At 72.5% G+C, this 23,838-nt stretch carries 19 protein-coding genes; 9 read left to right on the top strand and 10 right to left on the bottom strand.

The window, feature by feature from the left end; all coding sequences use genetic code 11:
• Nucleotides 1-577 precede the first annotated feature (577 nt).
• Nucleotides 578-1,144, top strand: a complete 567-nt coding sequence (locus ACSLTV_RS18915) for a DJ-1/PfpI family protein (protein WP_432133342.1) — start codon at nt 578-580, stop codon at nt 1,142-1,144.
• A 61-nt stretch (nt 1,145-1,205) separates the two neighbouring features.
• On the opposite strand, the gene ACSLTV_RS18910 is transcribed toward ACSLTV_RS18915, so the two are convergent.
• Nucleotides 1,206-1,871, bottom strand: a complete 666-nt coding sequence (locus ACSLTV_RS18910) for an HAD family hydrolase (RefSeq protein WP_432133343.1) — start codon at nt 1,869-1,871, stop codon at nt 1,206-1,208.
• Nucleotides 1,872-1,996: 125 nt separating this feature from the next.
• Entirely contained in the window at nt 1,997-2,512 is a 516-nt protein-coding gene (locus ACSLTV_RS18905) for a DUF6912 family protein (RefSeq protein WP_432133344.1), read from the bottom strand.
• A gap of 335 nt (nt 2,513-2,847) precedes the next feature.
• Between ACSLTV_RS18905 and ACSLTV_RS18900 the strand changes: the two genes are divergently transcribed.
• Nucleotides 2,848-3,909 (top strand): Rv3235 family protein, encoded by a 1,062-nt coding sequence (locus tag ACSLTV_RS18900; RefSeq protein WP_435612518.1) that lies wholly within the window; start codon nt 2,848-2,850, stop codon nt 3,907-3,909.
• A gap of 220 nt (nt 3,910-4,129) precedes the next feature.
• Here ACSLTV_RS18900 and secA read toward each other — a convergent pair whose 3' ends face one another.
• Nucleotides 4,130-6,976, bottom strand: a complete 2,847-nt coding sequence (gene secA / locus ACSLTV_RS18895) for a preprotein translocase subunit SecA (protein ID WP_432158796.1) — start codon at nt 6,974-6,976, stop codon at nt 4,130-4,132.
• A gap of 290 nt (nt 6,977-7,266) precedes the next feature.
• Here secA and ACSLTV_RS18890 point away from each other — a divergent pair, with 290 nt between their 5' ends.
• Both ACSLTV_RS18890 and ACSLTV_RS18885 read left to right on the top strand, forming a co-directional pair.
• Nucleotides 7,267-7,887 (top strand): GNAT family N-acetyltransferase, encoded by a 621-nt coding sequence (locus tag ACSLTV_RS18890; protein WP_435612517.1) that lies wholly within the window; start codon nt 7,267-7,269, stop codon nt 7,885-7,887.
• Entirely contained in the window at nt 7,884-9,053 is a 1,170-nt protein-coding gene (locus ACSLTV_RS18885; protein WP_432133348.1) for a winged helix-turn-helix domain-containing protein, read from the top strand. The genes ACSLTV_RS18890 and ACSLTV_RS18885 overlap by 4 nt, the downstream gene beginning before the upstream one ends.
• Before the next feature lie 21 nt (nt 9,054-9,074).
• Here the strand turns inward: ACSLTV_RS18885 and ACSLTV_RS18880 are convergent, their stop codons facing one another.
• The 7 genes from ACSLTV_RS18880 to mtnA all read right to left on the bottom strand — a co-directional run bounded on the left by ACSLTV_RS18880 (nt 9,075) and on the right by mtnA (nt 17,812).
• Nucleotides 9,075-9,839 (bottom strand): response regulator, encoded by a 765-nt coding sequence (locus tag ACSLTV_RS18880; protein ID WP_432133349.1) that lies wholly within the window; start codon nt 9,837-9,839, stop codon nt 9,075-9,077.
• Nucleotides 9,840-10,044: 205 nt separating this feature from the next.
• Nucleotides 10,045-10,737, bottom strand: a complete 693-nt coding sequence (gene hpf, locus ACSLTV_RS18875; RefSeq protein WP_432158795.1) for a ribosome hibernation-promoting factor, HPF/YfiA family — start codon at nt 10,735-10,737, stop codon at nt 10,045-10,047.
• A 289-nt stretch (nt 10,738-11,026) separates the two neighbouring features.
• Nucleotides 11,027-11,938 carry a ComF family protein gene (locus tag ACSLTV_RS18870; protein WP_435612516.1) on the bottom strand — a complete coding sequence of 304 codons (912 nt, stop codon included), beginning with the start codon at nt 11,936-11,938 and terminating at the stop codon, nt 11,027-11,029.
• Nucleotides 11,939-12,047: 109 nt separating this feature from the next.
• Nucleotides 12,048-13,901: an LpqB family beta-propeller domain-containing protein gene (locus ACSLTV_RS18865; protein WP_432133351.1), complete on the bottom strand. Its 1,854-nt coding sequence runs from the start codon at nt 13,899-13,901 to the stop codon at nt 12,048-12,050.
• Nucleotides 13,891-15,972: an MtrAB system histidine kinase MtrB gene (gene mtrB / locus ACSLTV_RS18860; RefSeq protein ID WP_432133352.1), complete on the bottom strand. Its 2,082-nt coding sequence runs from the start codon at nt 15,970-15,972 to the stop codon at nt 13,891-13,893. The genes ACSLTV_RS18865 and mtrB overlap by 11 nt, the downstream gene beginning before the upstream one ends.
• Nucleotide 15,973: 1 nt before the next feature.
• On the bottom strand, nt 15,974-16,663 hold the full coding sequence (gene mtrA / locus ACSLTV_RS18855; RefSeq protein WP_015659998.1) for a two-component system response regulator MtrA: 690 nt from the start codon (nt 16,661-16,663) through the stop codon (nt 15,974-15,976).
• Between the two features lie 15 nt (nt 16,664-16,678).
• Nucleotides 16,679-17,812, bottom strand: coding sequence for an S-methyl-5-thioribose-1-phosphate isomerase (mtnA, locus tag ACSLTV_RS18850; RefSeq protein ID WP_432158793.1), 1,134 nt, complete (start codon nt 17,810-17,812; stop codon nt 16,679-16,681).
• Nucleotides 17,813-17,952: 140 nt separating this feature from the next.
• On the opposite strand from mtnA, the gene ACSLTV_RS18845 reads away from it, so the two are divergent.
• The 5 genes from ACSLTV_RS18845 (at nt 17,953) to ACSLTV_RS18825 (ending at nt 23,794) form a co-directional block, all read left to right on the top strand.
• Nucleotides 17,953-19,359 (top strand): glycerophosphoryl diester phosphodiesterase membrane domain-containing protein, encoded by a 1,407-nt coding sequence (locus ACSLTV_RS18845; RefSeq protein ID WP_435612515.1) that lies wholly within the window; start codon nt 17,953-17,955, stop codon nt 19,357-19,359.
• Nucleotides 19,360-19,540: 181 nt separating this feature from the next.
• On the top strand, nt 19,541-20,284 hold the full coding sequence (locus tag ACSLTV_RS18840) for a DUF4129 domain-containing protein (RefSeq protein WP_432158799.1): 744 nt from the start codon (nt 19,541-19,543) through the stop codon (nt 20,282-20,284).
• Entirely contained in the window at nt 20,281-21,495 is a 1,215-nt protein-coding gene (locus ACSLTV_RS18835) for a DUF4350 domain-containing protein (protein ID WP_435612514.1), read from the top strand. Before ACSLTV_RS18840 ends, ACSLTV_RS18835 begins: the two co-directional genes overlap by 4 nt.
• A complete protein-coding gene (locus ACSLTV_RS18830) occupies nt 21,492-22,484 on the top strand; it encodes an AAA family ATPase (protein WP_435612513.1) in 993 nt (330 codons plus the stop codon). Before ACSLTV_RS18835 ends, ACSLTV_RS18830 begins: the two co-directional genes overlap by 4 nt.
• Nucleotides 22,484-23,794, top strand: a complete 1,311-nt coding sequence (locus ACSLTV_RS18825) for a DUF58 domain-containing protein (protein ID WP_432133357.1) — start codon at nt 22,484-22,486, stop codon at nt 23,792-23,794. Before ACSLTV_RS18830 ends, ACSLTV_RS18825 begins: the two co-directional genes overlap by 1 nt.
• Nucleotides 23,795-23,838 lie beyond the last annotated feature (44 nt).

Raw genomic sequence — 23,838 nt, 5'->3', positions numbered from 1 at the left:
AGATGAGCGGGCGGGCATCGGCCCTGTCCTGACCTCGCGGCGGCCGGTGCGCCACGGTCGGCGCCGGTCCCGTCCGAGGTGGGTACGGCGCCCGGGGTCCCCTGAGGGTCCCGACCCGCCCGTGAGGACCAGCGACCGCCGCCCGGTGACGGAGACGGTCCGTACACGCCGGGCGCAGAGCAGGGGCACCGTCGCCCCCGCGAGCTATCGCGCTGATCACGCCCCTAAGGCTATCGCTCCCTACGGGTGCCCCGTCATGAGCCGTATGTGTACAAAACAGGGGGCGGAACTTTGACGTTCTGCACAGGGGATCCGCGGCTGAACATGTGCGGTGGCGGCGAGACGGCGGGGCAGGGGTCGACGGGCCCACCTCGGTCGGCGCACTCTGAAAGCGACCGCGCCCCTCGGCAGGAGGGCCGGCAACCGGCGCGTTGCCCCTGGCAGTGCGCGGAGCCCGGCCCGCGGCGGCGTCCGCGGCACGGCTCCGGGCACGGCTGCCGGCACCGCGCACGACACCGCCCACGGGACGGTCCACGGCACCGCCCACGGCCCGCGACCCACGGAGGAGTCCCGCACCATGACCGCGAAAATCCTCATCGTCACCGGCGACGCAGCAGAGTCCCTGGAGGTCCTGTACCCCTACCAGCGCCTTCTCGAGGAGGGCTACGAGGTGCACATCGCCGCCCCCACCCGCAAGACGCTGCGGTTCGTCGTCCACGACTTCGAGCCCGGCTTCGACACCTACACCGAGAAGCCGGGATACACCTGGCCCGCCGACCTCGCCTTCTCCGAGGTCGACCCCGGCCAGTACGCCGCCGTCGTCGTCCCCGGCGGCCGTGCTCCGGAGTACCTGCGCAACGACCCTGAACTCCGCAAGATCCTCAAGTCCTTCTTCGACTCCGACAAACCCGTGGCGCAGATCTGCCACGGCCCCCTCCTCACCGCGGCCGTGGACGCGCTCAGCGGCCGCCGGGTGACCGCGTACCCGGCGCTGGAGATCGACATGCAGACCGCGGGCGCGACCTTCCAGGATGCCGAGGCCGTCGTCGACGGCACCCTCGTCTCCTCCCGCGCCTGGCCGGACCACCCGGTCTGGATGCGCGAGTTCCTCACGGTGCTGCGCGCGAAGGCACCGGTCAGCTGAGTCGGGGGCGCGAGGGGGGTCTGCTCTGTTCCCGCCGGGCGCCCCCGCCGCGGAGGAACGGTCAGGCCGCCAGCTCCGCCGCCGTCTCGACCGCCTCCGCCAGCGTGTCCACGACCGGTACGCCCACCCCTTCCAGGCTCGTCCGGCTGTGCGAACCGCCGGTGTAGAGCACCGCCCGCGCCCCGGCGTGCCGCGCCGCCAACGCGTCGTCCGCCGCGTCGCCGATCACCACCGTGCGCGCCGGGTCCACCCCGGCGAGCGCCCCGAGATGGCGCACCATGTGCTCCGCCTTGCTGCCGCCGGACGGTCCCGTCCGCCCGTCGACGCGTACGAAGTGCGGCTCGATCCCGAACCCGCGCACCAGCGGCACCAGGTCCTCGTGCCCGTACATGCTGAGCAGCGACTGGCTGTGCCCCGCCGACCGCCACCCGGCGAGCAGTACCTCCACGCCCTCGGCGAGACCGCACCGCGCCCGCTCCTCGGCGTAGTAGCGGTGGAAGGCCTCGTCCATGACCTCCCACTCGGCGTCCGTCGGCAGCCGTCCCATCAGCCGCTCGTAGAACTTCGGCACCGGCACGCAGTACAGCGACCGGTACCGCTCCAGCGTGATCGGTTCCAGGCCCAGTTCCGCGAAAGCCGCGTTCGTCGCTCCGATGATGGCCTCGTTGTCGTGGAACAGGGTCCCGTTCCAGTCCCAGACGATGTGGGCCGCTGCCGACTTCCCCATGCGACAAACCTACCCGCCGCCACTGACATCGATGCTGGTACTCGGATTCCGGTGATCCGTCGAGAGCGGGCCGGTCAGACCAGAGCGGGCCGGTCAGACCAGAGCGGGCCGGGCCCGTCGGCCCGTCACTCCCCGGCAGCCACCAGGCCCGCGATCTCCTGTGTGGCGTACCACAGCAGTTCGTGGTCCTCGGCCCCGTCGACCACGAACTGCGCGTCGTCGTCACCGCCGTCCGCCGCCGGCAGCGCCCCCGCCGCGGCCGCGACGTCCGCCTCGGCGTCGGCGGCGTCGACGTGCACCGACGCGGCCTCGGCCAGCCGCACTGCCTGCGCGACCCGCACCTCGCCGAGCGCGGCCGGATCCAACCCGCGGTCGGGGTCGGCGGCCGCCGCGCCGTCCGGCACGTCCACCGCGACCACGACCCGCCGGCGCGGGGCCGCCGGGTCCGCCGCGAGCAGCCGCAGCGAGGCCAGCGCGGCCCGGCTCAGCGCCGCGTACTCCAGTTCCTCGATGTCGTCGGAGAGGTACCACTCGCGCAGCGCGGGCGTGACGGCGTGGGCGAGCAGCGGCCCGGGCCCCAGCTCCCCCGTCCTGTGCGCCTCGGCGAGACCGGGGAGGGTCAGGGGGACGTAGACGCGCATGGCTGGCCGCTTTCGTGGTCGTCGTGGGCGGAGACCCCGCTGGGCGCTCCGGGTGACTCAGGATACGTGCGGGATCCCCTTTCGAGTTCCGGCCCGCCCCCGCCCCCACGTCAACCGGACGTCCGGAATTCACCCGCCGAGGCCGCACGGTTGCGCGGCTCGCGCCGCCTCGCTCACTCGGATAAGCGAATTCCCCGCTGCGCCGACGCCGACGCGCCGTGTCCTTGCCGCAGGACCCTGCGAACCCGTACAAGATCACCATCGCGAAGTTACCCCCCGGTACCAACCGGGTGCGCAGCGTGCTCAGCAGAACGGGGATCACCATGCACAAGGTCATGACGAGGACCCACCGGCGTCACCGCCCGCCCAACCGGCCCACCGACAACCGGCCCACCGACAACCGCCCCGCCGGGGTGCCGTCCCGCACTCCGGGCGCCGACCCGGCCGGCCCCGCCGCCCCGGCCGACACCTCACGGGCCGCCCCGGGGGCCGCCCCGGCCGGACCCGGAGGCGGCACCGCCCCACCCCCTCCGCCCCACACCCACGCCCGCGCGGCACGCCCCACCCCCGACGCCCCGGACGCCCCCTGGCCGCGCCCCGCGTACGGCGCCTCCACCCGCGCCCCCGGCGGCACCCCCGTCGGCGGCCGGGGCGCGCGTGGGGATACGGGACCACGCAACTCCGCCGACAGCCCTGGCGCCCCGCTCACGGCCACCTCCGGGAGCCGCCCCCAAGATGCCCCGCGTCCCCCCTCCGCGCACTCCCCGACAAGCCCTCCGGGCGGCGGCACGGACAGCCCGCCCCCGGCCGCCCTCGGCCAGGGCGCGCGCGGCCCGGCCGCCGGCGCCGCCGCGCGCGCCCTGGGCGGAACGCCCCCGCGTGCCCCCGGAGGCCGGGCGCCCGCCGCGGCGGGCGGTGGCAGGCCGGCGCGCCCGGCGGCCGGCCCCGCGCGCGCGACGACGCGGCCCGCCGACAACCGGCCCGCCGCCGCGCCCGGCCGGGCCCCCGCCGGGACCAGGGTCCCGGCGCCCCGCCGCCCCGCCGTACCCCAGCAGCGCCCCACCGACGTCTTCGCCGAGCGACTCCTCGCCGTCCTCAGCGGCCGGAGCCCCGTCCACGCGATGCTCCGGCACACCATGGGCGCCGCCTACGACGACCTCGCCCACCTCGCCGCCCACGGCCCCCTGCGCGCCGCCCATGGCCCGCGCCCCGTCATCCGCGACATCGGCTACTACGAACCGCGCCCCGGCGCCCTGGAGGCCTTCGCTCGCATCGGCACCGGCGACCGTCTGCGCGCCATGGCCTTCCGCCTGGAACGCGGCCCCGACCAGCGCTGGCGCTGCACCGCCGTGGAACTCGGCGGCCCCCGCCGCCACCCCGCCCCGCACGACGACTAGCCACCGCACATCGCCGGCCATCGCGCACCATCAGCGGGACCGGCAGCCCCGCCCAGCGGAACCGGCCACCGAGCCCGGCGGGACCGAACGGCCGGACGTCCGAACCGTCACCCCCGGCCGCACGCCGAGGGGCCGGCCACCCCCAACGGGATGACCGGCCCCTCAGCACGTCCACGACGCCGCAGCGGCGCCCCGCTACCCGAGAGCGCCGCCACACGCCCTACTTCTTGCGGCGCCGACCGCCCCGGGCCTGCTTGCGGCGCTCGGCACGGGTGAGCCCGTCCGCCTCGGAACGCACCGGCTCCTCGTCACCGGCGAAGTCACCCTCGATGGTGCCGCCCTCGCCGTCCACGGTCGGCGCGGAGAAGTGCAGGTTCCGGCGCTGCGGCGCGTCCAGCCCCTTCGCCCGGATCTCCGGACGCCCGCCCGCCTGCGCCGGCACGGCGTCCCGCTTCTCCAGGTCGGCCACCGGCTTGGCGTCCTCGACCGGAACCTCCTCGACCTGCTGCTCGACCTGGACCTCCAGGTTGAACAGGTAGCCGACCGACTCCTCCTTGATGCCGTCCATCATCGCGGAGAACATGTCGAAGCCCTCACGCTGGTACTCCACCAGCGGGTCCTTCTGCGCCATCGCGCGCAGGCCGATGCCCTCCTGGAGGTAGTCCATCTCGTAGAGGTGCTCACGCCACTTGCGGTCCAGCACCGACAGCACGACCCGGCGCTCCAGCTCACGCATGATCTCCGAGCCGAGCTGCTCCTCCCGCGCCCGGTACTGCTCGTGGATGTCGTCCTTGATGGACTCACCGATGAACTCGGCGGTCAGACCGGCCCGGTCGCCCGCCGCCTCCTCCAGCTCCTCGACGGTCACCTTCACCGGGTACAGCTGCTTGAACGCGCTCCACAGCCGGTCCAGGTCCCAGTCCTCCGGGAAGCCCTCGGCGGTCTCCGCCTGCACATAGGCGTCGATCGTGTCGTCCATGAAGTGCTGCACCTGCTCGTGCAGGTCCTCGCCCTCCAGGACGCGGCGCCGCTCACCGTAGATGACCTCGCGCTGCCGGTTGAGCACCTCGTCGTACTTCAGGACGTTCTTACGCGTCTCGAAGTTCTGCGTCTCCACCTGCGACTGCGCCGACGCGATGGCCCGCGTGACCATCTTGTTCTCGATCGGCACGTCGTCCGGCACGTTCGCCATCGACATCACGCGCTCGACCATCTGCGCCTTGAACAGCCGCATCAGGTCATCGCCCAGCGACAGGTAGAACCGGGACTCGCCCGGGTCGCCCTGACGGCCGGAACGACCGCGCAGCTGGTTGTCGATACGCCGCGACTCGTGCCGCTCGGTGCCCAGCACGTACAGGCCGCCGAGCGCCTCTACCTCTTCCTTCTCGGCCTTGACCGCGGCCTCGGCCCGCTCCAGCGCGGCCGGCAGCGCCGCCGCCCACTCCTCGATGTGCTCCTCCGGGTCGAGGCCGCGCTGACGCAGCTCCGCCTCCGCGAGGTCCTCGGGGTTGCCGCCGAGCTTGATGTCCGTACCACGGCCGGCCATGTTGGTGGCCACCGTCACCGAGCCCTTGCGGCCCGCCTGGGCGACGATCTGCGCCTCACGCTCGTGGTGCTTGGCGTTCAGCACCTCGTGCTGGACGCCGCGCTTGCTGAGCTGCTGCGAGAGGTACTCCGACTTCTCCACGGAGGTGGTGCCGACCAGGATCGGCTGGCCCTTCTCGTGCTTCTCCGCGATGTCGTCGACGACGGCCTCGAACTTCGCGACCTCGGTGCGGTAGATCAGGTCCGACTGGTCAGCGCGGACCATCGGCCGGTTGGTCGGGATCGGCACCACACCGAGCTTGTAGATCTGGTGGAACTCCGCGGCCTCGGTCATGGCCGTACCGGTCATGCCGGACAGGCCCGGGACCTCCTTGCCGGCGTGGTCCTGCCGCTTGTAGAGGCGGAAGAAGTTCTGGAGGGTGATCGTGGCGAGCGTCTGGTTCTCGTCCTTGATCGGCACCTCCTCCTTCGCCTCGATCGCCTGGTGCATGCCCTCGTTGTAGCGGCGGCCCGCGAGGATACGGCCGGTGTGCTCGTCGACGATCATGACTTCGCCGTCCATGACGACGTAGTCCTTGTCCTTCTTGAAGAGCTCCTTGGCCTTGATGGCGTTGTTCAGGTAGCCGACGAGCGGCGTGTTCACCGACTCGTACAGGTTGTCGATGCCCAGCCAGTCCTCGACCTTGGCGACACCCGACTCGTGGATGGCGACCGTGCGCTTCTTCTCGTCGACGTCGTAGTCGCCGGTCTCCTCGATGCCCTTCAGCGGGTTGCCCGCCTCGCCGCGCTTCAGGCGCTTGACCAGCTTGGCGAAATCGCCGTACCACTTGGTCGCCTGGTCCGCCGGACCCGAAATGATCAACGGCGTGCGGGCCTCGTCGATCAGGATGGAGTCGACCTCGTCGACGATCGCGTAGTTGTGACCGCGCTGCACCAGCTCGTCCTTCGACCACGCCATGTTGTCGCGCAGGTAGTCGAAACCGAACTCGTTGTTCGTGCCGTACGTGATGTCGCACGCGTACTGCTCACGGCGCTGGGCCGGCGTCATGTTCGCCAGAATGCAGCCCACGCTCAGGCCCAGGAACCGGTGGACCCGGCCCATCATCTCCGAGTCGCGCTCGGCCAGGTAGTCGTTCACCGTGATCAGGTGCACGCCCTTGCCGGACAGCGCGTTCAGATAGGCCGGCAGGGTGCCGACGAGGGTCTTGCCCTCACCGGTCTTCATCTCGGCCACGTAACCGAGGTGCAGGGCGGCCCCACCCATGATCTGCACGTCGTAGTGACGCTGGCCGAGGACACGCTTCGCGGCCTCACGCACCGTCGCGAACGCCTCGGGGAGCAGATCGTCGAGGCTCTCCCCGTCCTCGTACCGCTGCTTGTACTCATCGGTGAGGGCCCGCAGCTCGGCGTCGGAGAGGGCCACGAAGTCCTCTTCGATGGAGTTGACCTGGTCCGCGATGCGGTGCAGCTTGCGCAGGATCTTGCCTTCGCCTGCACGCATGATCTTCGAGAGGACGGACACGGGGGTTGGTCTCCTTGCCGGTCGGGCCTGGGACGGTCGGTTCGATTCGACTTGTTGAGCAACGGCCATCGTATGCGAGGACCCCACCGCGCCGGGAGGCCTGCCGCCACGAGGACCGCACACGGCCGCGCAACCGCTCCATCACCGCTTCGCCGACCGCTTCTGACAGGACAACGGACGGGCCGCCCGAATGGTGCCGCATCCACCGGCCGAATTGCGCGAATTGTGATCACGCCCTCACGCACCGCAAAACGATGGCGCCACCGCACACCCCCGCGCACAATCGCCCGATGGACCCCGTCACCCTGACCTCGGACCGCCTCGTCCTGCGCCCGCTCACCCCGCACGACACCGACGCGGTGTACACGGCCGCCCAGGACCCCGACATCCGGCGCTGGACGACGATCCCCTCCCCCTACCACCTCGAACACGCCCGCACCTTCATCGAACAACAGGCACCCGACGGCTGGGCCACGAGCACCCTGTACACCTTCGGCGTCTTCCTCCCCGACGACACCCTGACCGGGCTGCTCAGCCTCACCGTGCGCTCCCCCGGCACCGTCGAGATCGGCTACTGGACCGCCAAGGAACACCGCGGAAACGGCTACACCACCGAAGCCACCCGCACCGCCGCTCACTGGGCCTTCACCCGGCTCGCCGTGGACCGCGTCGAATGGCGGGCCGAAGCCGGCAACACCGCCTCCCGCGCGGTCGCCGAGAACGCCGGATTCCGCCTCGAAGGCACCCTCCGCAGCGCCCTCACCAACAAAGGAACCCGCACCGACGCCTGGATCGCCTCCCTCCTCCCTCGCGACCTCGGCCTGCCCTCCCCCACCCCTTACCGCCCTCACCAGGAAAACCCCAGCTCGTCGCCCACTGTCAGTCCCAGCGCCTATCGTGCGAACTCATGACGACCCCGCGCCCCACGACCACGCTCTCGGCGGACGAGGCCCGCCGTATCGCCCTCCGCGCCCAGGGCTTCCTCGGCGCCCCCGACCGCAGAGCCGGCGCCCGCGGCGTCCTGCGCCACCTCGGCGCCGTCCAGCTCGACACCATCTCCGTCCTCGCCCGCTCCCACGAACTCATCCCCTACGCCCGCCTGGGCGCCATAGGCCGCGCCACCGTCGAGGACGCCTACTGGAAGGACACCCACGCCTTCGAGTACTGGTCCCACGCCGCCTGCATCCTCCCCATCGAGGAATGGCCCCACTTCGCCTTCCGCCGCCGCGCCTACCGCGACCGCCCGCACTGGAACCACACTCTCCCCGACGGGGTCTACGACCAGGTCGTCAAACAACTCCGCGCCGAAGGCCCCCTCACCGCCACCGAACTGGGCGGCGCCAAGAAGACCAGCGACTGGTGGGACTGGTCGGGCACCAAGGTCGCCGTGGAACGCGCCCTCATGTACGGCGAGGTCGTCTGCGTCGAACGCCGTGGCTGGAAACGCGTCTACGACCTGGCCGAACGCGCCGTCCCCGAGCACCTCCTCCACGACGACCTCGACGACCGCGAATGCCTACGCCGCCTGGTCCGCCTCGCCGGACAGTCCCTCGGCGTCGGCACCCGCGCGGACATCGCCGACTACCACCGCCTCAAAGGCGAGCAGGTCGACGCCGTGATCGCCGACTCCGGCCTGGTCCCGGTCACCGTCGAAGGCTGGACCAGACCCGCCTGGGCCGACCCCGCCGCCCTCGCCACACCCCCGCGCGGCCGCCACCGCACCACACTGCTGTCCCCGTTCGACTCCCTCATCTGGGACCGCGCCCGCACCGAACGCCTCTTCGGCTTCACCCACCGCCTGGAGGCCTACGTCCCCAAACCCAAGCGGGTCCACGGCTACTTCGCCATGCCCGTCCTGGCCGGCGGCCACCTCGTCGGCCGCGTCGACCCCGCCCGCGAAGGCAGGACCCTCGTCGCCAGACAGATCACCCTCCGCCACGCCAAGGACGTCCCCGCCCTCGCCCGGGCCCTCGTCGAAGCCGCCGGCTGGGTCGACTGCACCGACGTACGCGTCGAACGCGTCGACGAAGCCCTGCGCGCACCCCTCACCCGGGAACTCACGCACCTGCTCACCTGACCGGCCGCCCGCCGGCCCGCCTCACCGGATCTCGAGGATCTTCTCCCGCATCGCGTACACCACCGCCTCCATCCGGGAGTGCAGCTGCAACTTCTCCAGGATGTTGCGGACATGGTTCTTCACGGTGTTCTCGGAGATGAACAACTCCTTGGCGATGTCCCGGTTGTTCATCCCCGTCGCCACCAGCTTGAGCACTTCCAGCTCACGGTCCGTGAGCCGCGGCGCCGGCACCAGCCGCCGCTCGTCGGTGCGCTGGATCATCGACTTGAACTCGGTGAGCAGCTTCGACGCCATCGACGGACTGATCTGCGACTGGCCGTCCGCCACCGCGCGAATCGCGGTGGCCACCTCGTCCGTCGAGATCTCCTTCAGGAGGTACCCCGTCGCCCCCGCCTTGATGGCGTCATAGAGATCGGCCTCCTCGTCGCTGATCGTCAACATGATGATCTTCGCGCTGGGGGCCACCTCCTTGATGGACGTGCACGCCTCGATCCCGCCCCGCTTGGGCATGCGGACATCCATCAGGACGATGTCCGGCAGCAGATCCGCCGCCTTGTCCACCGCCTCCGCACCGTCCCCGGCCTCACCGACCACCTGGATGTCCTCCTCGGCAGCCAGGACGATCTCCAGACCACGGCGGAACAGGGCGTGGTCGTCCACGACCAGGACCCGGATCGGCTCCTCGCGCGAAGAACCCGCACCGGTGTCCGTGCCCGCGCCCGGGCCCATGCCGGGGACACCACCGTCGGCGTCACCGTCCCGCATCGGTCCGAAGCTGTCCACCATCGTTCCTCCCCCTGAAGGCTGTGGCCGTGGGTCCAGTGCCAGCGCCAACGCAAGGCCACGGCCCACCGGTTGGGCCGCTGCGGCCATGATTCCATGCCCGGACGACACCACGGTGACAGAGCGGGGCGCGAAGGGGGCGCACACGGGTGCCCCTGGGGGCGCACACGCGCTCCAGGGGCACCGCTCAAACCGTCACCGGGGCGATTCAGCCGCCCAGCACGCCCCCGGACTCGGGTGCGTGCGCCTGCGTGACCATCGTGTCCGTGCGGAGGTGGATCACGCCGTAGTCGTATGCGTGCCGCCGGTAGACGACACTGGGCTCCTTGGTCTCGGAGTCGACGAACAGATAGAAGTCGTGTCCGACCAGCTCCATCTCGTAGAGGGCCTGGTCGAGCGTCATCGGGGCAGCCACATGCGTCTTCTCGCGGACCACCAGGGGACCTTCGCCCTGGATCTCCAGCGAACCGATCTTCTTGGTGGGGACACCCTCCGGCTCCTCACCCACCAGGGCGTGACCGTTGCCGTTGAGCGTCGCCACACCCGGGACGTGGTCGGCGACCTCCGCTGCCGTGAGCCGACGCGCGCCGCGCCGCGTGTACCGCTTGTCGTGCTGCTTGCGCAGCTGGGCGTCCAGCTTCTCCGCCGCCAGATCGAGTGCCGCGTACGGGTCACTGGCCGCCGCTTCCGCCCGGATCACCGGACCGCGGGAGCGGAGCGTGATCTCCACTCGGTCACTCCGGTCCGCCTGCCGGGGGTTGGGCTCCTTGGACACCTCGACGTCGAGGCTGATCACCTTGCCATCGAGCTTCTGGATCTTCTCCAGCTTCAGCTTCTCGGCCACGTGCTTGCGGAACCGCTCGGGCACCTCGGTCTTGCGGCCCTTGACGACGATGTCCACGCAGAACTCCGTTCCCGGATCACTCCGCAACCCTGGCGGAGCATCTCCCTTTCGCACCAGACTCCGGTGAGCACCGGAGCCTCGGACTCGGTGACTTCCACCTCCTCCTCCCCCACGGGCGCGATCTCCACCCCCGATGCTGCGGGTGATTACCCACCACCACAGCACGGCATTCGGATTTGAGAGGTGTGGCCTGCGGCTTTCCCTCACAACCGAACATATCTCGCCCGGACGGATGTCGTCACCCTCTACCGCGGCGTACCTCCGTTCAGGTGAATTCCCCTTCTCATTACCTGCAACGACGCGACTTCACACTCAGTTCCGGTTTATTCAGGAAAGAATCCGGTGACACGGCCACCACCGCGGCACACACCACGCCGATCCCGCCGCGACCAGCCCGTTCGCCGCCACCGGGACCGCCGGAGCCGGCGGTTCGCCACCGGCCCCGCGGCCCCTGCCCGGCGCCCGGACCGAGCACCGCGGACCTCGCCTTTACGCCTCCCCCCGCAGCCCCGTCGTACACATCCGTCAGGGCCTCCCGCACCGCCCGCGCGGCCTCCGCGAGCGACGCACCCGTCGTCACCAGGTCGTCGACCAGCACCACCCGCCCACCGGCCAGTACCCGCTTGCCCGCCGCCGTCACCCCCAGCGCCCCCACCACATTGCCCAACCGCTGCCGGGAGTCGAGCCCCGACTGGTCCACGACCGGCCGCCGGTGCCGCAGCACCGCCGCCACCCGCGCCGCCGTCCCCGACCGCCGCAACGCACCGGCGGCGGCGAGCGCGATCCGGCGAGTGGGGTCGTGGCCGCGGGAACGGGTGGCGCGGGGGGCGGAGGGGACGGGGACCAGGAGGAGAGCGCTCGGGGGTCCTGCCGGGGGCCCCTCCCCCTCCCCGCCCTCCCCGACCCCCACCCCCACAGCCCCCGCCAACGCCTCCCCCAACGCCCGCCCCAGCCCCAGGGCGCCCCGTTCCTTGTGTGCGAGCAGGATCGCGCGCACCGCGTCGGTGTAGGGCGCCGCCGCGTACACGGCGGGCAGTCCCGGTGGCTCGGGCACCGGCCGCACCCGGCGTGGCAGGGATCCGCCGAGCGCGGCCCGGCATGCGGGGCAGAGCACGGTGCGGGGGCGTCCGCAGCCTCCGCACTCGCCCGGCAGCATGAGGTCGGTGAGGTCCTGCCACCATTGCCGTACGCCGTTCACGGGGTCCAATGTGCCGTGCGGCGGCGGGGGCCACCACCCCTGTGGAAAACTCCCGAGCCCCCTGTGGAAAGGCTTCAGGGGGCTCGGTGGTGGCTGATGGCCTCGCAGGTCAGCCGGGGTAGAAGACGGCTGACGCCGGCTGCTTCAGGGTCCTCCAGCCGCTGCCGCCGGGCAGCCAGAGCAGGCCGTCCTCGGAGGTGGCGAACAGCGGGGTCTCACTGTCGGCGGACGCGGCGATGCTCTGCACGTCGGTGAGCCCGGGCAGGGTGCTGCCCTCGGGGATCGAGCCGTCGCACTGCACGTACTGGACCTGTTCCACGCCGCCGGACTCCTGTCCGGCCACCACGAGCCGGCTGTCGCCCGCCCAGGACATGGCGGTGACCTTCTCCAGCTCCGGTGTCGCGGAGCGCAGTTCCTGGACCGCAACGGCCGCCTCCTCGCCGCTCTTGGTGTCGCGTTCGATCCGGCCGATGAACAGGGACTGCTTGCCGTTCTTGGCGACGACGAGCGCCACCCGCACCCCGTCGGCGGCGACCCTCACGGCGTCGATCCGCCCGTCGAGACCGGGGGTGCGCACGGTGACGGGGGCGCGGGTGCCCTTGGGCAGGACGTACAGCCGGGGTGCGGCGGTGTCGCGGTCGGCGACCCACAGGTCGCCCTGTGCGTCCCAGCTGGGGGTGGTGAGGCGGTCGTTCTCGGTGACGCCGTGGCTGCGCAGGGCGGGTTCGCCGAGGGTGCTGCCGGTGACCAGGGAGCCGACGTAGAGGGCGCTGCCGTCGAGGGTGACTCCGGCCGCCACGTGCTCGTCGCGGGTGACGGCGACCGAGCGCAGTGCGCGGATTCCCTGGCCGAGGGCGCCGGGCACGGGTTCGGCCGCCTTGTGGCTGCTGTCGGTGTTGGCCATGCGGACAAGCCGGTGCTCGCCGTTGATGAAGTACAGGTAGTCCGCGCGGGCGTCGGAGCCGCGGTCGGCGACGAGCCGTGCCCGGTCCGCGCTGAGCGAGCAGAGCCTCTTGTCGCCGGCGCGCAGTTCGACCTCTTCGACGGCGGGGCTGAGGCTCTTGAGGGTGAACAGCAGTTGGGCGGCCATCTCGTCGCACCGGCCGTGCCCGACTCCGGCGGCCTTGTCGTTGAGGGGCACGGTGAGCTTGTTCTGGTCGTCGGGTGTGAGGGTGTCGGTGCCCTTCTGCAGGGCCGTCCCGGTGGGGAAGCTGGAGCGGACGACCGGTCGCAGCCAGATGGCGGGGCCGCCGAGCAGGGAGCGCACGACCTGGGTCATGGGCTCGACGCGCTGGCGCACGTAGATGGGGTCGGCGACGGCGTCGGGCTGGCGGGCGGTGCCGTCCGTGGTGTTGGAGGCGAAGTAGTACTTGTCGACGGACGTGTAGTTGCGCTGGAAGTCCGACTTGCCCATGACGACGCCCTGGGGCAGTGCGTCGATGCGCCACTGCCCGGATCGCTTGTCGCGGGTGAGGTGCACGGCCTGGCTGTAGTCGCCGGGGGTGGCGGTGTACGACTGCTGGGCGTCGACGGTGGCCAGGCGGGTGCCGGTGAGGGTGAAGGCGTAGTCGGTGCCGTCGACCTGGTCTCCGGTGCGGTCGGCGACGGCCTCGGGGCCGTCGAGGAGCACGGTGGTGGACAGTTCGGGCCGCCAGGTGCGTGCCGCGTCGCCGGTCAGGTACTGCTTGGCGGTGGAGAAGTGCGGGTCGTCGCTGGTCAGGGCCTCCAGAAAGCCCTGGACGATCGCGGAGGGCGGTGCGTCCTCGGAGGGCGGCAGGGCGAACACGCGGACCTGGCTGTCCTGTTTGGGGGTGGACTCCACGCCGCGCAGGTCGCCGCTGTCGGGCATGGAGGCGCATCCGGCCAGCAGTGCGGCTCCGAGCGCGGCGCATGCGGCGGCGCGTGCGGCGTGCCTGGCGCCGGCCGCGGCGCGCCGGTCTCGCGTCGGGCGGTCAGCGCCCACGGAAGTCCTCCCCTTGGTCGTCGGAGGCCTCCGCCGCGCTGTGCTCGCGGTCGCCGCGGTCGGGGGGCTCCTGGTGTGCCGCGTCGGCGGCGGGTGTGCCGTGCTGTCGTTGTGCTGTCGCGGTGGGCCGGGGCACCACGCGTGCGCCGTTGCCGGGCAGCGCCGTGGGGTCGGCGGTGGGGGCGGCACCCGCGGTGCGGGGGCCGAGCGGTGTCCGGGCGGGTGAGAGGTGTTCGCCGGCCGTCTTCAGGGGCAGGGTGGCGGTCTTCTCTCCGCCGTGGGGCAGGCCGGCGTCACTGAGTCCGCGGTTGCGGCGCGAGTCCCTGGGTTCGAGGGGTATGGGGGAGCCGCGCAGGGGTTCGTCCGCGGTCCGGGGCAGGGTGAGCCGGAACTGGGAGCCGCCGCCGGGTTCGCCCCACGCCTGCAGCCAGCCGCCGTGCAGGCGGGCGTCCTCCAGGGCGATGGACAGTCCGAGGCCGGTGCCGCCGGTGGTGCGCGCGCGTGCCGGGTCGGCGCGCCAGAAGCGGCTGAAGACGCGGGTGGCCTCGCCGGGCTTGAGCCCTACGCCGTAGTCGCGGACGGCGACGGCGACCGCTCCGCCGGCCGCGGCGAGTTTGACGACGACGTCCTTGCCCTCGCCGTGTTCGACGGCGTTGACGACGAGGTTGCGCAGTACGCGTTCCAGGCGCCGGGCGTCGGCCTCGGCGACGACGGGCTGCTGGTCGCCGGTGATGCGGATGGTGGTGCCCTTGCGGTCGGCGAGCGGTGCGGCACCGCCGACGACGCGCCGTACGACTTCTCTGAGGTCGATGGGTTCGGCTTCGAGCTGGGCGGCTCCGGCGTCGAAGCGGCTGATCTCCAGGAGGTCGGCGAGGAGCGACTCGAAGCGGTCGAGCTGGTCGGCGAGGAGTTCCGCCGACCGCTTGGTGACGGGGTCGAAGTCCTCGCGGGCCTCGTGGATGACATCGGCGGCCATGCGGACGGTGGTCAGGGGGGTGCGCAGTTCGTGCGAGACGTCGGAGACGAACCGGCGCTGCATCCGGGACAGGTTCTCCAGCTGCTGGATCTTCAGCTGCAGGTTCTGCGCCATCTTGTTGAAGGCTTCGCCGAGGCGTGCGATGTCGTCCTCGCCGGTGACCTTCATGCGTTCCTGCAGGCGTCCGGCCGAGAGCCGTTCGGCGATTCCGGCGGCCATGCGGACGGGGGTGACGACCTGGCGTACGACGAGCCAGGCGATGGCGCCGAAGAGGACGACGACGAAGAGACCGGCGGTGGCGAGGGTGCCCTTGACGAGGCTGAGGGACTTCTCCTCCTGGGTGAGCGGGAAGAGGTAGTACAGCTCGTAGGGGTCGCCGTTGGGGTCGTTGACCTGTTTGCCGATGACGAGGGCGGGCTGGGACGGCTTGTGGGGGTCGAGGTAGATGATGCGGGTGTAGCTCTGGGCGGCGCCGTTTCCGCTGTTGATGCGTTCGCGCAGGTTGGCGGGCACGCTCTTGTTGGGGGCGACGCCGTTGGAGGTGCGGGGGCCGCGGCCGCCGCCGCTGTCGTCGCCGGGGGGCAGGGTGACGACCTCGAAGGCGCCCTGTCCGCCGCTGGACAGCGATGACACGAGGGCGCTCATCCACTCGATGACGTTCTGCGAGGAGCGTTCGTCCGAGGGGGCGCCGTCGGCGGCTGCGGCGGTCGCCGCCTCGTCGGCTTTCTGCTTGGCCGCGGCGAAGCCGCCGGTGGCCTGGCTCTGGGAGGCCTTGACCTTGGCGTCCAGGAGCCCGTTGCGTACCTGGCCGATGACGACGAAGCCCAGCAGCAGCACGACGCCCAGGGACATCAGCAGGGTGGTGGCGACGACCTTGAGCTGGAGGTTGCGCCGCCACAGCCGCATGAGCGGCAGCAGGGGGCGGCGCACCCAGCGCAGCAGCAGCCTCAGGACGGGGCTGCCCTGCACTCCGCCCTGCAGCAGTCCGCCCGCTGCGAGGCGCTGCCGGCGGGTGCCGGTCTTCTTCCGGCCGACAGGCCGCCCCGGACGTTCCCCGGACCGGCCGGGGGCCGAAACGGCACTGTCCCCGGCCATGTCAGCTCGGTCCGGCCTTGTAACCGACGCCACGCACGGTCACCACGATCTCGGGGCGCTCCGGGTCCTTCTCGACCTTGGAGCGCAGCCGCTGGACATGGACGTTCACCAGCCGGGTGTCGGCGGCGTGCCGGTAGCCCCAGACCTGTTCGAGGAGTACCTCGCGGGTGAACACCTGCCACGGCTTGCGCGCGAGTGCGACCAGCAGGTCGAACTCCAGGGGCGTCAGCGCGATCGACTGTCCGTCCCGCTTCACGGAGTGCCCGGCCACGTCGATGACCAGGTCGCCGATGGCGAGCTGTTCCGGCGCCGGTTCCTCGGACCTGCGCAGCCGTGCGCGGATGCGGGCGACGAGTTCCTTCGGCTTGAACGGCTTGACGATGTAGTCGTCGGCGCCGGATTCCAGGCCCACGACGACGTCGACGGTGTCGCTCTTGGCCGTGAGCATCACGATCGGCACGCCGGACTCCGCCCGGATGAGACGGCAGACCTCGATGCCGTCCCGCCCAGGCAGCATCAGGTCGAGCAGCACCAGATCGGGCTTGGTCTCACGGAAGGCAGCCAGCGCCTTGTCGCCGTCGGCTACGAAAGACGGCTCGAAACCTTCACCACGCAACACGATGCCGAGCATCTCGGCCAGTGCGGTGTCGTCGTCGACGACAAGGACTCTTCCCTTCATAAACGACATCATCCCATTAGCTCATCGTTAAACCTGGCGTGACCTGGCACACAGCTCGGCGAGAGCTTCGGCGGTCACGGGTGACACTGCGCCTTCCTCCGTGACGATCGCCGTCACCAGCTCGGGTGGCGTCACGTCGAACGCCGGGTTGTACGCCTGGGTCCCCAGGGGTGCCACCGGTGTACCGCCTCCGGGCCCCGTCACGGCGACCTGGGGTGCGGTGACCTCGGTCACCTCGAAGCCGGGGCGCTGCTCGACCTCGATCGACGCCCCGTCGGGCGTCTGCGGGTCCACCGTCGTCACGGGGGCGACCACGATGAACGGCACGTGGTGGTAGCGCGCGAGCACGGCGAGCGGATAGCTGCCCACCTTGTTCGCCACCGAACCGTCGGCCGCGATGCGGTCCGCGCCGATCAGCACCGCGTCCACCTCTCCGGCCGCGAACAGGGAGCCCGCGGCGTTGTCCGTCAGCAAGGTGTACGCCATGCCGCTGCGCGCCGCCTCGTACGCCGTCAGGCGAGCACCTTGCAGCAAAGGACGCGTTTCGTCCACCCAGAGGCGTCGCAGCCGTCCCGTCCGGTGTGCGTTGAGGGCCACCGCGAACGCCGTTCCCTCTCCGCCCGAGACGAGCGATCCGGTGTTGCAGTGGGTGAGGATCCGGTGCCCGCCGCCGGGCAGCAGCTCGTTCAGCAGGGCCAGCCCGTGCGCCGCCATGCGGGCGCTCGCCTCGGCGTCCTCCCGGTGCAGCTGCCGGGCCGCGGCCAGTGCGGCCTCGGCGGCCTGCCGGGGGTCGCCGTCGCGGGTGTACGCCGTCCGGTACGCGGTCTGGGCGCGTCGCACGCCGACGGCGAGGTTGACGGCGGTGGGCCGGGCCTCGGTCAGTGCGGTCGCGGCCTCCTCGACCTCGAAGCCGCGCGCGGCGGCGAGCGCGACCCCGTACGCGCCGGCGATGCCCAGCAGTGGCGCCCCGCGAACGGCGAGCGAGCGGATCGCCTCCACGAGCGCGGACGGGTCGGTGCAGACCAGCTCGACCTCCTCGGCCGGCAGTCTCGTCTGGTCCAGGAGGACCACCACGGGGCCTTCGGGTGGCTCCTCCCAGCGGATGACCGGGATCTCGGTGGGCCGCTCGCCCTCGCCGGTTTGCGCGTACTGATCAGCCATGCGGCCAGTCTGCCCCCTGTCCGGTGAACTATTGAAGGTCTGCAGGCCGGACAGCGGCAGGTTGCCTGATGACCGGCCCATGGCACGATGGCTGCGGAACTGCCGCCGCGACCGCGGACGGGCACCGTGAAGGAGCGACGATGAACGACACTCCGGGCTGGGCCTCGCCCGGATCCGCCCCGTCCGACGGGCAGCGGCCGCAGCCGTCCGGCCCTGCCGAGCCCGTGGAGCGCCCCGACGCCGCGCAGCTTCCGGAGCAGCCCGGCGAGCAGTCCGCCGGGCGGTCCGGGGCCGCGTCGCCGGATCCGGGCTCGAAGTGGTCGAAGGAGCAGCCTCCGGCGGGGCAGTGGAGTGCGCCCGCGGGCCCGGAGGGGCCCGGCCAGGCTCCGACGCCCCCGGCTGCCGCGGGCCCCGGGTGGGGTGGCCCGCCCCCGGCAGGCCCGGCGGGCGGCCACGGCTGGGGCGCCCCGGCGGGCCCTGGCGGTTACGGCCCGTCCGGCGGCCCTCCGGGCTACGGCGCCTCCGGCTGGGGCGCGGGCTGGGGCGGTCCGCCGCCCGCGGCCAAGCCCGGCGTCATCCCGCTGCGCCCGCTCGGCGTGGGCGAGATCCTCGACGGCGCGGTCTCCACGATGCGCACGCACTGGCGCACGGTTCTCGGTATCTCGTTGACCGTGGCCGTCGTCATCGAGGGCGTCGTCGTCCTGCTGCAGGGTCTGGTCCTCAACGACGTCGCGGGCTCGGCAGCCCTCAACGACGCCGGCGCCACCCTGGACGAGCGGCTCGCCGCCGCACGGGACGCGCTGTTCGGCTCGGGTGCCGTCATGCTGATCACCGTGATCGGCAATGTCATCGCCACCGCTCTGCTCACCGCCGTCACCAGCCGGGCCGTCCTCGGCAGGCCGGTCACGGTCGCCGAGGCCTGGCGCGACGCCCGCCCCCGGCTGCCCAGGCTGTTCGGGCTGATCGCCCTGCTGGTGCTGATCCTTTCCGGTGTCCTCCTGGTCGGCGCGCTCCCGGGCATCCTCCTGGCTCTCGCGGGCGCCGGTCAGGCGGGGGCGGGTATCACCGCCCTCGGCCTGATCGGCGCGTTCGTCGTCGCGGTCTGGCTGATGGTCCGCCTGTCCCTCGCCTCGCCGGCGCTGATGCTCGAGAAGCAGAGCATCCGCAAGGCGATGATCCGCTCCGCGAAGCTGGTGCGCGGCTCCTGGTGGCGCGTCCTGGGCATCCAGTTGCTCGCCGCGGTCATCGCCAACCTCGTCGCCATGATCGTCATCGTGCCCTTCTCCCTCGCCGGCGCCGCCGCGGGCGACGGAGGCGTCGGTGCCTTCTTCGACACCGACGCCCACCTGGGCTGGACCTACCTCGTCATCAGCGGGATCGGCTCGGTGATCGGGTCGACGATCACCTTCCCGATCACGGCCGGCGTCACGGTGCTGCTCTACATCGACCAGCGCATCCGCCGCGAGGCCCTCGACCTGGACCTGGCCCGCTCCGCCGGCGTCCAGAACCCCGGCGCCGCCGCTGCCGGCCCGAGTCCACGGAGCTGATGCGGTGAGCGTGACGGGGGGAGTGCTCACCGCCGCACCGGCGGCGCAGGGCCCGGCCGCCACAGCAGTCCGGGCCCTGCTGCACACCGCCCGCGACGCGCGCCCAGGGCCGCTGCCCGGCGTGTCCGACACGGCCACGGCACTGCTCTCCCACGCCACCGACCTCGCCCTGAGCGCCTTCCTGCCCGCCGGCCACACCGCGCACGCGCTGTCCGTCGTGCGCCCTCTCTCCGTCGTGCGCCCGCTGTCCGGGACCGCCGACGACGACGGACCGCCCCTGACCGTCCCACGCGACCCCGCGCGGGAGGCCGCCCGCCGCGAACTGGCCGAGCGGCGATACCACGAGGACGCCCCGAGCCTGTTCGAGCGGGCCCTCGACACGCTGTGGGACTGGGTCGGCGACCTGCTCGACTCCGCCTCGTCCGCGACACCCGGCGGCGCGGTCGGCCTCGTCGTGGTCGTCCTGGCCGTCGCCGCCGTACTGGCCGCCCTCTGGTGGCGGCTGGGCACACCCCGCCGCCGGCCCGTCTCCGCCACCGCCTTGTTCGGCCACCGCCCGAGCAGCGCCGCCCAGCACCGCGCGGCCGCCGGGGAGCACGCCGCCCGGGGCAACTGGAACCAAGCCCTCCAGGAGACCGTGCGCGCGATCGTCCGCGCCCTGGAGGAACGTGCACTCCTCGACGCCCGCCCCGGCCGCACCGCCGACGAGGCCGCCGCCGAGGCGAGCCGCGCCCTGCCCGACCACGCCGACCGATTGCGCGCCGCCGCCCACGACTTCGACGAGGTCACATACGGCGGCCGCGCCGCCGACGAACCGCGGTACCGGCGCATCGCCGAACTCGACCACGACCTCGAACGCGCCAGACCCCACCTCACCACCGGCACCGCCACCACCCACCGGGCCCACGGGGACGCCGCCCCGTGACCACCACCGGCCCCCCGCTCTCCCCCCGCCCGGCGGCGTCCCCGACCTCGGCATCCCCCACCGCCCGCCAGAGGTGGACGCGCGCGCGAGGCGTCGTCCTCGCCGTCGCCGTGCTGCTGGCCGCCGCCGTCGCCCTCGCCGTCGTACGCTCCGGCGAGCGTGAAGGTGCCCTCGATCCGCGGTCCGCCACCCCCTACGGCAGCTTGGCCGTCGCCGAACTCCTCGCCGACCGGGGCGTGACCACCCGCGTGGTCACCACCCTGGACGAGGCCCGCGCCGCGGCCGCCCCCGACACCACCCTCCTCGTCGCCCAGCCCGACCAGCTGACGGAGGACCAGCAGGCGCGTCTGCACACCGCGTACGCCACGTCCGGCAGCCGGACCGTCCTCGTCGCGCCCGGCAGCCCGTCCGTCGGCAGCCTCGCCCCCGGCGTCACCGCCGACCCCGTCACCAGCCGCACCTCCACCCTCTCCCCCGACTGCGACCTGCCCGCCGCCCGCCGCGCCGGCGCCGCGGACACCGGAGGCATCCGCTACACCACCACCCGCCTCGACGCCGACCTCTGCTACCCCAGCGTCCGGCTCGCCACGGTGCTGCGCCTGCCCGCCACCACCGGAGACGGGGACACCGTCGTCCTCGGCGCGCCCGACATCCTGCACAACGAGCGACTCGCCGACGAGGGCAACGCGTCCCTCGCCCTGCAACTCCTCGGCTCCCGCCCGCACCTGGTCTGGTACCTCCCCTCACTGTCCGACCCCTCAGCCACCGCCGACGACGAGAAGACCTTCTTCGACCTGATCCCGTCCGGCTGGCTCTGGGGCACACTGCAACTCTTCGTCGCGGCAGCCCTCGCCGCTTCGTGGCGGGCACGCCGACTCGGCCCACTCGTCCCCGAGAAGCTCCCCGTCGTGATCCGCGCCGGCGAAACCGTCGAAGGCCGCGCCCGCCTCTACCACCAGGCCGACGCCCGCGACCGCGCCGCTGACGCTCTTCGCTCCCGCACCCGCACCCGCCTCGCCCCTCTCGTCGGCGTCCCCGCCGCCCGCGCCCACACGCCCGAAGCCCTCGTCACCGCCCTGTCCGCCCACCTCGGCACCGGCGGACAGCCCCTGAACTCCCTCCTCTTCGGCCCGCCGCCCAGCGACGACGCGGCCCTCGTCTCCCTCGCCGACCGACTCGACGCCCTCGAAAGAGAGGTACGCCGTCCATGATGGCCCCGACCACTGACAACGCCGGGAACACCGGGGACCCGGACGGGGCCCGCGCCTCTCTGGAGGCCCTGCGAGCCGAGATCGCGAAGGCCGTGGTCGGCCAGGACCCCGCCGTGACCGGCCTCGTCGTCGCCCTCTTGTGCCGCGGCCACGTACTCCTCGAAGGCGTCCCCGGCGTGGCGAAGACCCTGCTCGTACGCGCCCTGGCGGCCACACTGGAACTCGACACCAAACGCGTCCAGTTCACCCCCGACCTGATGCCCAGCGACGTCACCGGCTCCCTCGTCTACGACACCCGGACCGCCGAGTTCTCCTTCCAGCCCGGCCCGGTCTTCACCAACCTCCTCCTCGCCGACGAGATCAACCGCACCCCGCCCAAGACCCAGTCCTCCCTCCTCGAAGCCATGGAGGAACGCCAGGTCACCGTCGACGGCACCCCCCGCCCGCTCCCCGAGCCGTTCCTCGTCGCCGCCACCCAGAACCCCGTCGAGTACGAGGGCACCTACCCCCTGCCCGAAGCCCAACTGGACCGCTTCCTCCTCAAACTCACCCTCCCCCTCCCCTCACGCCGGGAGGAGATCGACGTGCTCACCCGTCACGCCGAGGGCTTCGACCCGCGCGACCTGCGCGCCGCCGGCGTGCGCCCCGTCGCGAGCGCCGCCGACCTGGAGGCCGCCCGCACCGCCGTCGCGAAGACGGCCATCTCCCCCGCCATCACCGCCTACGTCGTCGACCTGTGCCGCGCCACCCGCGAGTCACCCTCCCTCGCCCTCGGCGTCTCACCGCGGGGCGCCACCGCCCTCCTGGGCACCGCCCGCGCCTGGGCCTGGCTCACCGGCCGCGACTACGTCATCCCCGACGACGTCAAGGCCCTCGCCCTGCCCACCCTGCGCCACCGTGTCCAACTCCGTCCGGAGGCCGAGATGGAAGGCGTCACCGCCGACTCCGTGATCAACGCGATCCTCACCCACGTCCCGGCCCCCCGCTGATGGCCCTCACCGGACGCACCGCCCTCCTCGCGGCCCTCGGTTCCCTGCCCGTCGGCCTCTGGGCACCCAGCTGGACAGGCATCCTCGCCGTCAATGCGCCCCTGGCCCTGGCCTGCGCCTGCGACTACGCCCTCGCGGCCCCCGTACGACGCCTGCTCCTGACCCGCTCCGGCGACACCTCGGCACGCCTCGGCGACCCCGCCGACATCACCCTCACCGTCACCAACCCCTCCTCACGCCCCCTGCGCGCCGTCCTCCGCGACGCCTGGCCCCCCAGCAGCTGGCACCCGGGCACCGAGACCGCAGCCTCCCGCCACCGCCTCACGGTGCCCGCCGGCGAGCGCCGCCGCGTCATCACCCGCCTGCACCCCACCCGCCGCGGCGACCACCACGCCGACCGCGTCACGATCCGCTCCTACGGCCCTCTCGGTCTCCTCTCCCGCCAAGGCGCCCACAAGGTCCCCTGGACGGTCCGTGTCCTGCCGCCGTTCACCAGCCGCAAGCACCTGCCTTCGAAACTCGCCCGCCTGCGGGAGCTCGACGGCCGCACCAGCACCCTGCAACGCGGTGAAGGCACCGAGTTCGACAGTCTCCGCGAGTACGTGCCCGGTGACGACACCCGCTCCATCGACTGGCGTGCGACAGCCCGCCAGACCGCGGTCGCCGTCCGCACGTGGCGCCCCGAACGCGACCGCCACATCCTTCTCGTCCTCGACACCGGCCGTACCTCCGCGGCCCGCGTCGACGACGCGCCCCGCCTGGACGCCGCCATGGATGCGGCTCTCCTGCTGGCCGCCCTGGCGTCCCGCGCCGGCGACCGCGTCGACCTCCTCGCCTATGACCGCCGCGTCCGCGCTCTCGTCCAGGGCCGCACGGCCCGAGACGTCCTGCCCTCCCTGGTCGACGCAATGGCCGCCCTGGAACCGGAACTCCTCGAAACGGACGCCCGCGGCCTCACCGCAGCGGTCCTGCGTACGGCACCACGCCGCTCTCTGGTCGTCCTGCTGACGACGCTCGACGCGGCTCCCGTCGAGGAGGGCCTCCTGCCCGTTCTGTCACAGCTCACCCAGCGCCATACCGTACTGGTGGCGTCCGTGGCCGACCCCCACATCGCCCGCATGGCAGCATCCCGCGGCAGCGCCGAGGCGATCTACGAGGCCGCGGCCGCCGCACGGGCCCAGACGGAACGCCATCGCACCGCCGAACAACTCCGCCGGCACGGAGTCACCGTCGTCGACGCGACCCCCGGCGAACTGGCCCCCGCCCTGGCGGACGCGTACCTCACCCTGAAGTCGGCAGGACGCCTCTGAACGAAAAAGGGCTCTCTGACGAGAGCCCTCAGGTGCGCACCCGG

The sequence above is a fragment of the Streptomyces sp. bgisy159 genome (assembly GCF_965341775.1).
Taxonomy (GTDB): Bacteria; Actinomycetota; Actinomycetes; order Streptomycetales; family Streptomycetaceae; genus Streptomyces.
The sequence above is the reverse complement of the archived record's forward strand: the minus strand, read 5'-3'. Positions and strand labels throughout refer to the sequence as shown.

Bases quoted from the DNA above. Each gene is read 5' to 3' on its own strand.
- ACSLTV_RS18915 (WP_432133342.1), top strand. From the start codon at position 578: ATGACCGCGAAAATCCTCATCGTCACCGGCGACGCAGCAGAGTCCCTG.
- ACSLTV_RS18885 (WP_432133348.1), top strand. From the start codon at position 7,884: ATGACGACCCCGCGCCCCACGACCACGCTCTCGGCGGACGAGGCCCGC.
- mtrB (WP_432133352.1), bottom strand. From the start codon at position 15,972: ATGGCCGGGGACAGTGCCGTTTCGGCCCCCGGCCGGTCCGGGGAACGT.
- ACSLTV_RS18880 (WP_432133349.1), bottom strand. From the start codon at position 9,839: ATGGTGGACAGCTTCGGACCGATGCGGGACGGTGACGCCGACGGTGGT.
- mtrA (WP_015659998.1), bottom strand. From the start codon at position 16,663: ATGATGTCGTTTATGAAGGGAAGAGTCCTTGTCGTCGACGACGACACC.
- ACSLTV_RS18890 (WP_435612517.1), top strand. From the start codon at position 7,267: ATGGACCCCGTCACCCTGACCTCGGACCGCCTCGTCCTGCGCCCGCTC.
- ACSLTV_RS18905 (WP_432133344.1), bottom strand. From the start codon at position 2,512: ATGCGCGTCTACGTCCCCCTGACCCTCCCCGGTCTCGCCGAGGCGCAC.
- ACSLTV_RS18845 (WP_435612515.1), top strand. From the start codon at position 17,953: ATGAACGACACTCCGGGCTGGGCCTCGCCCGGATCCGCCCCGTCCGAC.
- ACSLTV_RS18825 (WP_432133357.1), top strand. From the start codon at position 22,484: ATGGCCCTCACCGGACGCACCGCCCTCCTCGCGGCCCTCGGTTCCCTG.
- ACSLTV_RS18910 (WP_432133343.1), bottom strand. From the start codon at position 1,871: ATGGGGAAGTCGGCAGCGGCCCACATCGTCTGGGACTGGAACGGGACC.
- mtnA (WP_432158793.1), bottom strand. From the start codon at position 17,812: ATGGCTGATCAGTACGCGCAAACCGGCGAGGGCGAGCGGCCCACCGAG.
- ACSLTV_RS18900 (WP_435612518.1), top strand. From the start codon at position 2,848: ATGACGAGGACCCACCGGCGTCACCGCCCGCCCAACCGGCCCACCGAC.
- ACSLTV_RS18830 (WP_435612513.1), top strand. From the start codon at position 21,492: ATGATGGCCCCGACCACTGACAACGCCGGGAACACCGGGGACCCGGAC.